Raw genomic sequence first — 10,414 nt, forward strand, 5'->3', positions numbered from 1 at the left:
GTTATATCTCTCTATATGAAAAAGTTCTCACCAGAAGTAAAGAAAATACTCAGTCACAGCAAAATCCAGGCAAAGCGAATGGGGCATGGATTTGCGGGGCCGGAGCATATATTGCTTGGAATCATACACGAAGAGGAAAGTTTGGCGGCCAAGGTTTTTGAATCTTTGGACGTGGATTTGGTTGAGTTGTCCGATTATCTTGAAAAGTATAGCAGTAACCAGGTTCGGCCAGTAATTAGCCCTGATCGTGATATTCCATTTGACAAACACGCTGAAAAAATATTAAAGTTTTCAGTTCTTGAAGCCAAGGTATTTAAGAACCAGGAAATTTCCCCTGAACTAATCGTCTTGTCCATGCTTAAGCATCAGGAGAACAGAGCTTCCAAGATCCTAAAGCAATTTGACGTCGATTATGAAACGTATAAAAATGAATTGTACTATCTGATTAATGAGGATCAGGTGGATATTGATGTTTATTCTCAGTCCGCATCGGATGATTCGCCCTCCTACGAGGATGAGGGCAGTTCGACCCGAGGATTTCAGAAACGAGGAGCCAAAAAATCGACGACACCTGTATTGGATAATTTTGGGCGGGACATTACCCGGTTGGCCGTCGAAGATAAGCTGGATCCCATCATAGGCCGTGACGAGGAGATCGAGCGGGTTTCGCAGATTTTAAGTCGTCGGAAGAAGAACAATCCGATATTAATCGGGGAGCCCGGGGTGGGCAAGACCGCCATTGTAGAGGGACTTGCGCTTCGGATCCAATCAAAAAAAGTTTCCAGGACCTTGTTTGATAAACGGATTGTCATGCTGGACTTGGCTGCACTCGTAGCAGGAACCAAATATCGGGGACAATTTGAGGAGCGAATGAAGGCGATTATGAATGAGTTGGAGAAAAACTCGGATGTGATCCTGTTTATTGATGAGATACATACGATAGTTGGTGCAGGAGGAGCGACCGGATCATTGGACGCATCGAACATATTCAAACCAGCCCTGGCGCGGGGAGAGTTGCAATGCATCGGTGCTTCGACGCTGGATGAGTATCGTCAGTATATCGAAAAAGACGGCGCTTTGGATCGTCGTTTCCAAAAGGTATTGGTCAATCCGCCGACGGCAGAAGAAACGGTGAATATATTACAGAATATCGCACCAAAATACGAAGACTTCCACAATGTAGAATACGATGAGGAAGCGATTAAAGCGTGCGTGCATCTGAGTGAACGATATATTACAGATCGATTTCTCCCGGATAAGGCGATTGATGTAATGGATGAAGTAGGTGCACGGGTTCACCTCAAAAACATCTTTGTGCCCAAACACATCGAGGAGATGGAGCGGCAAATAGAGGATGTCAAAGAAATGAAAAACCAGGCTGTCAAGAATCAGCAATATGAAAATGCAGCCGAGTTGCGTGATCAGGAATCCAAAATGATAAAACAATTGGATGAAGCCCGCGCTAACTGGGAGGAAGAGTCCAAAACCAAAAAATACCCGGTTGATGAGGCGGCCATTGCTGAAGTAGTGTCTATGATGACCAGCATACCCCTGCAAAAAGTAGCACAAAGTGAAAGTAAAAAGCTTGTCGGAATGCACAGTGATATTCAGAAAATGATTATCGGTCAGGACGAGGCGATATCGAAAGTAACCAAAGCGATTCAGCGCAACAGGGTAGGGCTTAAGGATCCCTCCAAACCCATCGGTACCTTCATCTTCCTGGGACCAACAGGGGTGGGAAAAACGGAGCTGGCAAAATCACTGGCGCGATATCTATTTGACAGCGACGATGCTTTGGTACGGATCGACATGAGTGAGTACATGGAAAAGTTCAGTATCAGTAGGTTGATCGGAGCCCCTCCGGGGTATGTGGGGTATGAAGAAGGTGGCCAGTTGACGGAAAAAGTGCGTCGAAAACCATATTCAGTGATTTTGTTGGATGAAATTGAGAAAGCACATCCCGATGTTTATAATATATTGTTGCAAGTGTTGGATGATGGTCAGTTGACGGACGGTCTTGGTCGGAAGGTTGATTTTAAAAACACCTTGATCATCATGACTTCCAATATCGGTGTTCGCCAATTGAAAGATTTTGGAATGGGGGTAGGTTTTGCGACCAAGTCACGGAAAGAAAGTTCCAAAGATCACAACAAAAGCGTGATTCAAAATGCCTTGAAGCGAACCTTTTCACCCGAATTTTTGAATCGAATTGATGACATAGTTATTTTCAATACACTGGAAAAAGAACATATTTTCCGCATCATCGATATTACGCTCAATGATCTGTATGGGCGATTGGAAGAAATGAAATTCTCGATTGAACTGACCGACGATGCCAAAGAGTTTGTGGCCAATAAAGGATTTGATCCTCAGTTTGGAGCACGGCCTTTGCAGCGTGCTATACAGAAATACATTGAGGATCCACTGGCTGAGTACATCTTAAATGAAAACCCTGAGGAAGGTGCAGTTTTTGTGGTCGACTATGATACTGAGATTGAGGACAACGAAGAGCTCAATGTTCACCTGAAGAGTGATGTGAAATCCTAATTATAAACCCGAAATACATAAAGAACCTTCCGTTGATTTGTAAAGCGTAATTTTTTTTCTTACATTTTCGATGAAAGTAATTACATTTGCAAAACATTTTTTCATTAAACCTTTGTTAATTTGGCCAGAAGATATTCAAGAAGTAGAAATTATAAACCTAAAAATACTGCAGAACACCGTATCAATGAACACATTAAAATCCCGGAAGTACGTTTGGTCGGGGATAACCTGGATGAATTGGGCGAAGTCATCGGGCAGAATATAGAAAGTGGGGTGTTTAGAACTAATATCGTCAAAGACTGGGCCCGAGAGATGGGCTTGGATCTGGTTGAAATAGCGCCGAAAGCGAAGCCTCCTGTAGTGAAGATCATTGATTACAACAAGTTCCTTTACAATAAGAAGAAGAAGGAAAAAGAAATCAAAAATAAAGCTTCCAAAACGGTCATCAAAGAAATTCGGTTTGGGCCCAATACGGATGACCATGATTTTGAATTTAAGCTCAAACATGCCAAAGGATTTTTGGAAGATGGAGCGAAGGTAAAAGCATATGTCCACTTTCGTGGTCGGACGATCGTGTTTAAAGAACGTGGAGAACTATTATTACTTCGTTTTTTGAAAGAACTCGAAGATTATGGATCTGCTGAAAGTCTGCCTAAACTTGAAGGGAAACGGATGATCGTCATCGTATCGCCAAAGAAGAAAAATTAGGAACAGTATTATTTGTTCGTACGGGTATTTTTCGTAATTTTGCCCACCGTTTTATAAAATATGAAATATTAAGAATCATGCCCAAGGTAAAAACACATTCCAGCGCTAAGAAAAGATTTCGTGTCACCGGCTCTGGAAAGATAAAGCGCTTCCAGGCTCGCACTTCTCACTTGATGAGAAAAAAGACCAAAAAAGCCAAGCGACATCTGCGGGGATCTGCCCTAGTATCAGAAGGCGACACAAAGCGCGTACGTAAGATGTTGAACATCTAATCAAGAATTTATTGACTCCCAGAATTATAACTGCCTGGATAAGCGGCTAAGCAGTACGTATACTCCCCTTATACCAGGAAAAAACTTAAAATATGCCACGTTCAAAAAATGCTGTTGCTTCGAGAAAGCGTCGGAAAAAAATTCTAAAACAAGCCAGAGGCTACTGGGGAGCACGATCCAAAGTGTATACCGTAGCCAAGAATGCTGTGGAAAAAGGATTGCTCTACGCCTACAGAGACAGAAGAAACAAAAAGCGGAACTTCCGTAAGTTGTGGATTGCTCGAATCAATGCAGCCACTCGTGCTGAAGGAATGAACTACAGTTCTTTTATTCATGGTCTGAAACAAAACAACATCGAATTGAATCGAAAAGTATTGGCGGACCTTGCGATGAATGAGCCTGCTACTTTCAAGGCGATCGTCGAAAAAGTAAAATAAACTTTTTTACATCTGATTGTTTGATTAAAGTGTCTTTTCCTGATTGAATCGACACTTTTACTTGTTTGTACCTTAGCAAAATATTGATTCTAATGAAAGCAAAACTGTCACAGTTTAATTACGATTTACCAAAAAAACTTATCGCAAAATACCCAGCCAGTGAGCGGGATGAATCCCGACTCATGGTCGTACATCGCGATTCGGGAAAAATTGAGCATAAGCTTTTTAAGGATGTGCTGGATTATTTTGAGGAAGATGATTGCCTCATTATGAACAATACCAAAGTTTTTCCGGCACGGTTATATGGGTGTAAGGAAAAGACAGGTGCTAACATTGAAGTTTTTTTGTTGCGTGAACTTAACGAAGACGCAAAGCTATGGGATGTGTTGGTCGATCCGGCTCGTAAAATCAGAGTTGGAAACAAATTGTATTTCAGTGATCCAAACAGCGATGATAAACTCGTGGCTGAAGTGATCGATAATACGACAAGTCGTGGGCGAACAATTCGATTCTATTTCGAAGATTCAAATGAAAAATTCAAAGAAATTCTTTATAGGCTTGGTAATACTCCTTTGCCAAAGTATATGAATCGAAAAGCAGAGGCCTTGGACGATGAGCGGTATCAAACCGTGTATGCAAAGGAAGTAGGAGCTGTAGCTGCCCCCACTGCAGGATTGCATTTCAGTGAACGCCTCATGAAGCAAATCAAGATCAAGGGCGTTCAGCAAGCTGAAGTGACACTCCATGTCGGACTGGGAACTTTCCGCAACATCGAAGTAGAAGATCTATCCAAGCACAAAATGGATGCCGAATACTTCTCCGTTGATGAAAAAGCTGCCATGATTGTTAATAACGCCAAACGAGCCAAAAAACGAGTTTGTGCTGTGGGTACGACTTCCGTACGGACGATCGAATCAGCGGTGTCAGCAGATTACTTCTTGAAAGAAGCAGAAGGGTGGACGAATCTGTTCATTTATCCACCGTATGATTTTCATGTTGCTGATTCTATGATTACAAATTTGCATCTTCCCAAAACAAGCTTACTAATTATGGTGTCTGCTTTCGGAGGATATGATCTTATAAGAGAAGCTTATGAGGAGGCCGTCAAAGAAGAGTATCGCTTCTTCAGCTATGGAGATGCCATGCTTATTTTATGATTTTTCTTCAAAGTTGGAACTATTTGGATTTATTTTTGATATACTAATAGTGTATTTATTAGTAAAGCAAAAAATAAAGATTATACATGTATTGGACATTAGAATTAGCTTACCATCTTGAAGACGCGCCCTGGCCGGCCACAAGAGATGAATTGATTGATTATGCCGTGCGTTCGGGTTCTCCACTGGAGGTCATCGAAAACCTTCAAGATATGGAGGATGAAGGCGAGATCTATGAATCCATTGAGGATGTTTGGCCGGATTATCCGAGAAAGGATGATTTTCTCTTCAATGAAGATGAATATTAAGACCCCTTCGTAGAGCTTTTTTGATCGTGCTATTGATCACATAGATTGTTCTTAAAGTACGAACTACGAAATAGCTTTATCAGACGATTTGATGATTAACAGCCTAACACCTCAAGAATGCCTTGTCACCAAATAAGTATTGATGGATATGCAGCGTGTGGGAAAAGTACCCTGGCAAGAGAACTGGCGGATGAGTTAAATTTTATATACATAGATTCCGGGGCGATGTATCGCGGAGTGACCCTCTACTTCCTTCGAGAAGGTGTTTCTTTTGATACCGAACCACCCGATGCGTTGGTCCAATCTATTGATATTCGGTTTGAATATGTTCCGGGAGCTGCCGATAAACTTTATCTGAACGGCGAAGATGTGTCCACGAAGTTGCGTACATCCCAGGTTAACGAAAATGTTAGTAAAGTCGCTGCACTACCCAACGTTCGTCGAAGATTAGTCGCGCTTCAGCAAGACTATGGGCATACGCACAACGTTGTCATGGATGGACGGGACATTGGTACAGTGGTCTTCCCAGGCGCCGTTCTTAAAATCTTTCTCACGGCCAATTTAGAAACACGTGTTCGCCGCAGAATGAATGATATCAAATCGAGCAATCAATACCTGAATGTTGATGAAATACGTACTAATCTGCTCACCCGGGATCACATTGATTCCACCCGGGCCGATAGTCCTTTAAAACAATCCGAAGATTCCGTAGTAATCGATAATACGAATTTGACCAGAAAGGAACAATTGGTTATGGTCAGGAGCCTGGCCGCACTGAGAATACAGGAGTCATCTTGCAAAGAATAAATCTCGGGGCACTTTTTGATTAGTCCATTGATCACCTTTCCATCACCCGGCCAAGTCTGCGCCGTAAAATGGCAAAAACACCAAATTCTAGTCTAACCGGTTGGGGCTGTTATCGAAGTTGTTCTTTCGGGTCCGGACCATATTGATTAGGACCGATCGTGCCTTCGCGGACAAAATAGATAAGGAGCCAGATAAAACCAATAATCGGAACAAACCCGACAAAAATCCACCAACCACTTTTGCCAATGTCATGCAATCTACGCACGGCTACTGCTATACTAGGCAGTACCATGATAATTACAAATAAGGTATATATCGGACCATATACTTCGCCGACGTCTGCAAACCCAAATAAACTATCTAAGAAATGTGCACCGATTGCCAGGAGAATATAGAATAAAACATAGAGCCAGTATTCCCGTCGCCTTGATCGACCATTGAAATCATTGTATCTCCGAAGCGCATAGATAAACCAGTCCATAGTTGTTGGTGTGTTTTCGTGAATTCTACATTAGTTTATTTGTGATGGAACGCAGCCAGCGTTTTTTGAATTACCAGACCATTCCATAGAACATAGCTTTCTCAAGATATATAAAATATTTTGATTGTGCTCTATATGTATGGAGATCTTGAATGTTGCCAACGTGGTTCGTGGTATTCAATAGTAGGTACCGGGTTATTCTGAATAAAAAAAGCCCAAATAAAGCACATCCCATGTACTTTATTCGGGCCGATTCGTTTCAATTCAGGGTGTTAAACCCTCCATTGATTATTGGCATTCCATCTGATCTATTTCCAGGACTGAATGTCGTCACTTAGGTCATATATCTTGACCTGGTCGCCTATTTTCTTATCGAGAAGACTCGACCCTATGGCCGATCGATATCCGCCGGCACAATGGACGACCACGGGTTGATCCGTTGGTATTTCATGGATTCTTTCCGAAAGCTCCGGAAGTGGTATGTTGATAGCAGAAGGGAAAAACTGTTCAGCTTGTACTTCTGGTTTGTTTCTGATATCCACGATGGTAAATTTTTCCGGGTTTTCTTTGAAACGATCCAATGGGGTTGTTTCACTACTCACTTTTTCGTCGGTAGCAGAAGCTACCAATGCTCCCTTGATATATGATTCATAGCCGATTTTAGCTGTGCGTTCCATGGCGTTCGTCACGGCGGCCTCATCTTTTCCTACGAGGTAGAATGGCTCCCCTGGTTTGACCATAGCGCCCAGCCAGGTTTCAAATTTGTCATTTTCTCCAGCTTGAATATTTATAGCTCCTTTAAGATGACTTTTCTTGAATATTTCCTCTTTACGGGTGTCAATAATTGTGGTATTTTCTTCCAGAATGGCTGAAGAATCCAGACGTGGAATTTTGTTGATTGAGTCGGCCATAGGTGGTACGCCTTTCCGGTTAATTTCCACGCTATGCGGGAAATAACTGGGGATAAATGGTTGTCCTTCCAGGAAACTTTCCATAAATCGGTCTTTATCATCCATTTGAAAGGCCCAATTTTCCTGTTTTTGGATTCCTATGGTGCTGCTGCGTTCGTCGCTGATATTTTTACCACACAGGGATCCGGCTCCATGAGCTGGATATACCACAACATCATCAGGGAGATGAGCGAATACATCATGTATCGTATCGAACATCATTCCTGCCAGTTCTTTGCGGCTAACCTGGATGTTTCCGGCGCCTTCTCTAAGATCGGGTCGACCGACGTCTCCTATGAATAATGAATCTCCGGTAAAGACGGCTTTCTTTACCCCGTTCTCGTCGATAGCCAGGTAGGAGTTATGGTCTGGTGAATGGCCGGGGGTAAAAAGTGCTTTCATGGTCATGGAGCCAATTTGGACTGTATCCTCATGCTCCATGGGTTCATAGTCATAGCTGACTCCCACTTTGGGGTTCACATATATTTTTGCATCAAATTTTTTCTGAAATTCGATGTGACTGCTGGCAAAATCAGCATGTGGATGGGTTTCAAAAACAGCCACAATGGTACCATGGTGCTTTTCTGCGAACTTAAGGTAGGGTTCCGGATTACGACCCGGATCCACTAATGCAACCTGACCATCACTTTCTATCGCATACGATCCGTGGGCCAACGCTTTATCATATATTTGTTCAATAATCATTCAAACAATAATTTAAGTTTAAAAATATTTGCGTCCGTATCAAAAATAAGACATGTTTTTTGCTTTTTAGGTAACAATGGTTACATAGTACTTTTTTGGACATCGAAAGGCTGTTTCGATCCCTGGTCAGTGGGGAAGTTTATGTCTCAAGGCACCGTACACATAGGTTCCGACGAGCGCAGCAGCTATAGCGACAAGGATTACGACAAAGCCATTTCCCAGGAGTACAAACATAGGACCCGGACAGGCACCGGTCAAAGCCCAGCCCAATCCAAAAATTGTACCTCCAATAAGATATCTGGAGACACTCATCTTTTTGTCTGCGATTTGAATGGGTTGGCCATAAATCGAGTGAATGTTTTTCCGTTTGATCCACTGTAATCCCAGCATTCCGATTAACACAGTAGATCCGATTACCCCATACATATGAAAGGATTGAAAGCGGAACATTTCATATATCCGGAACCAGGAAATCACTTCAGATTTGGTCAAGATGATCCCAAACAGAATTCCGAGAACTAAATACTTTAAGTATTTCATTTTTTATATTTTATAAACTAATAAATATTTCGCGATTAGAAAAAATTAAACCGCGAGGAGATAGGGCATGACCAAGTTTGTTATCAAAAGGCCACCAATGAAAAATCCAATTACTGCAATCAGGGAAGGCAGCTGTAGATTGCTCAGTCCGGTGATGGCGTGCCCCGATGTGCACCCACCAGCATACCGGGTTCCAAACCCGACTAGAAAGCCACCTCCGATGATCATGATAAGGCCCTGTACAGTAAATAGGGACTCCAGATTAAAGATTTGCGATGGCAGCATTTGCTCTCCCGGGTTTTGTATCCCATACGAGATGAGTTCGGATTTGGTGGTTTCACTTATTCCAACGGCGGTATCAGGCATTAGGAACATCGTGGTGACCAGACCACCCAAGAATGCTCCCAATATAAAGACCAGGTTCCATACCTGACTCTTCCAGTTGAAATCGAAAAAAGGGATCTTTTTACCCGCTCCTCCAATACTGCACATCGTTCTGAAGTTGCTCGAGACACCAAAGGTATTGCCAAAATAAATTAATAACAACATGACCAAAGCTAACAAGGGACCAGCAATATACCACGGCCAGGGTTGACTGAGGAATTCAATAAATTCATTCATAAGACTAGAAAATTAATTTGTGTTTTCAATTTCGACACAAATGTAATTCTTCCTTTGAACAAGTGATGTGACTTTGATTACAAACACTGGATGAGGCACTTAAGATTAGTTATCCCAGCCAACCCCTCCGTATACCGTAATTTGCAAACCAAATGAGAAAAACGGCGACAAGAAGCACCAATACTGGCATTGTGACCGCTCCCGGTCCATATACATCCATCGCTTTTCCAATAAAGACGTTGTAATACATTTGAACCATAATACCAACCAGGGATATCAAAAACAGAATTCTGGCCCACGACCGTCTGAGGAGAAGTCCGATGCATCCCAACGTACCGCCAAATACAGCTAATGCAAAAGCGATAACTGCCCAGACAGGTGTGTTTTCATAGAGATTGCGTTCATTATCAGGCAAAGCCTCCAGCCTGGCGGCACTTATCATAACCTGATCAAAGAAGGCAAATAATCCCATTGCATTCCAGAGTAACAAAATGATGGTAAGAATATAAAACCAGACGGGAGGCCGGGATGTCGTGTTTTTCATAAGATGTCGGTTTCTTTGGTGTATTGCAATATGGTCGATATTTGATTGACGCTTAAAGGGGGTTTGGCAATATACTAAAATGACGTCTATTATTGAAATTTCCACCTGGGTTTAGGATGATCTGTTCGACCCGGATTGTCATCCTTTTTTGAGGAGGCTATTTTCAGGATAGGATTTAATCTGTGGATTTATTTTTACCTGCCAGGCACAATGGTTTGTATCAAATTCTTGTTTTTCAGATTGCACATTCTTAAATGAGCTGGATCGTCCGGTATGGTGTATAGATACTTTTGGGAAACACATCGGAATAAAATATTTGAAGCATCGGGCGTACGAT

General features: G+C 42.3%; 12 protein-coding genes. 7 read left to right on the forward strand and 5 right to left on the reverse strand.

Going from position 1 to position 10,414, the window contains the following annotated elements; genetic code table 11:
• Positions 1–15 precede the first annotated feature (15 nt).
• The 7 genes from KUV50_RS13860 to cmk all read left to right on the forward strand — a co-directional run bounded on the left by KUV50_RS13860 (position 16) and on the right by cmk (position 6,236).
• Entirely contained in the window at positions 16–2,547 is a 2,532-nt protein-coding gene (locus KUV50_RS13860; RefSeq protein WP_222580770.1) for an ATP-dependent Clp protease ATP-binding subunit, read from the forward strand.
• 120 nt (positions 2,548–2,667) lie between these two features.
• The gene (gene infC, locus KUV50_RS13865; RefSeq protein WP_222580771.1) at positions 2,668–3,255 is read left to right on the forward strand and encodes a translation initiation factor IF-3; all 588 of its coding nucleotides are present in this window, start codon (positions 2,668–2,670) and stop codon (positions 3,253–3,255) included.
• A 77-nt stretch (positions 3,256–3,332) separates the two neighbouring features.
• The gene (gene rpmI / locus KUV50_RS13870; RefSeq protein WP_222580772.1) at positions 3,333–3,527 is read left to right on the forward strand and encodes a 50S ribosomal protein L35; all 195 of its coding nucleotides are present in this window, start codon (positions 3,333–3,335) and stop codon (positions 3,525–3,527) included.
• Positions 3,528–3,619: 92 nt separating this feature from the next.
• Positions 3,620–3,964, forward strand: a complete 345-nt coding sequence (gene rplT, locus KUV50_RS13875; protein WP_222580773.1) for a 50S ribosomal protein L20 — start codon at positions 3,620–3,622, stop codon at positions 3,962–3,964.
• 92 nt (positions 3,965–4,056) lie between these two features.
• A complete protein-coding gene (queA, locus tag KUV50_RS13880) occupies positions 4,057–5,121 on the forward strand; it encodes a tRNA preQ1(34) S-adenosylmethionine ribosyltransferase-isomerase QueA (RefSeq protein WP_222580774.1) in 1,065 nt (354 codons plus the stop codon).
• A gap of 86 nt (positions 5,122–5,207) precedes the next feature.
• A complete protein-coding gene (locus KUV50_RS13885; RefSeq protein ID WP_222580775.1) occupies positions 5,208–5,429 on the forward strand; it encodes a DUF2795 domain-containing protein in 222 nt (73 codons plus the stop codon).
• A gap of 117 nt (positions 5,430–5,546) precedes the next feature.
• Positions 5,547–6,236, forward strand: a complete 690-nt coding sequence (cmk, locus tag KUV50_RS13890) for a (d)CMP kinase (protein WP_222580776.1) — start codon at positions 5,547–5,549, stop codon at positions 6,234–6,236.
• Between the two features lie 109 nt (positions 6,237–6,345).
• Here cmk and KUV50_RS13895 read toward each other — a convergent pair whose 3' ends face one another.
• The 5 genes from KUV50_RS13895 to KUV50_RS13915 form a co-directional block, all read right to left on the reverse strand.
• The gene (locus KUV50_RS13895; RefSeq protein WP_222580777.1) at positions 6,346–6,717 is read right to left on the reverse strand and encodes a DUF805 domain-containing protein; all 372 of its coding nucleotides are present in this window, start codon (positions 6,715–6,717) and stop codon (positions 6,346–6,348) included.
• Positions 6,718–7,025: 308 nt separating this feature from the next.
• On the reverse strand, positions 7,026–8,372 hold the full coding sequence (locus KUV50_RS13900) for an MBL fold metallo-hydrolase (RefSeq protein ID WP_222580778.1): 1,347 nt from the start codon (positions 8,370–8,372) through the stop codon (positions 7,026–7,028).
• A 126-nt stretch (positions 8,373–8,498) separates the two neighbouring features.
• Positions 8,499–8,912 carry a YeeE/YedE family protein gene (locus tag KUV50_RS13905; protein WP_222580779.1) on the reverse strand — a complete coding sequence of 138 codons (414 nt, stop codon included), beginning with the start codon at positions 8,910–8,912 and terminating at the stop codon, positions 8,499–8,501.
• Between the two features lie 45 nt (positions 8,913–8,957).
• A complete protein-coding gene (locus KUV50_RS13910) occupies positions 8,958–9,533 on the reverse strand; it encodes a YeeE/YedE family protein (RefSeq protein ID WP_222580780.1) in 576 nt (191 codons plus the stop codon).
• A gap of 109 nt (positions 9,534–9,642) precedes the next feature.
• The gene (locus KUV50_RS13915; RefSeq protein WP_222580781.1) at positions 9,643–10,077 is read right to left on the reverse strand and encodes a hypothetical protein; all 435 of its coding nucleotides are present in this window, start codon (positions 10,075–10,077) and stop codon (positions 9,643–9,645) included.
• Between the last annotated feature and the right edge of the window lie 337 nt (positions 10,078–10,414).

Origin of the sequence: Membranihabitans marinus, from assembly GCF_019802045.1 — a bacterium.
Classification (GTDB): domain Bacteria; phylum Bacteroidota; class Bacteroidia; order Chitinophagales; family Saprospiraceae; genus Membranihabitans; species Membranihabitans marinus_A.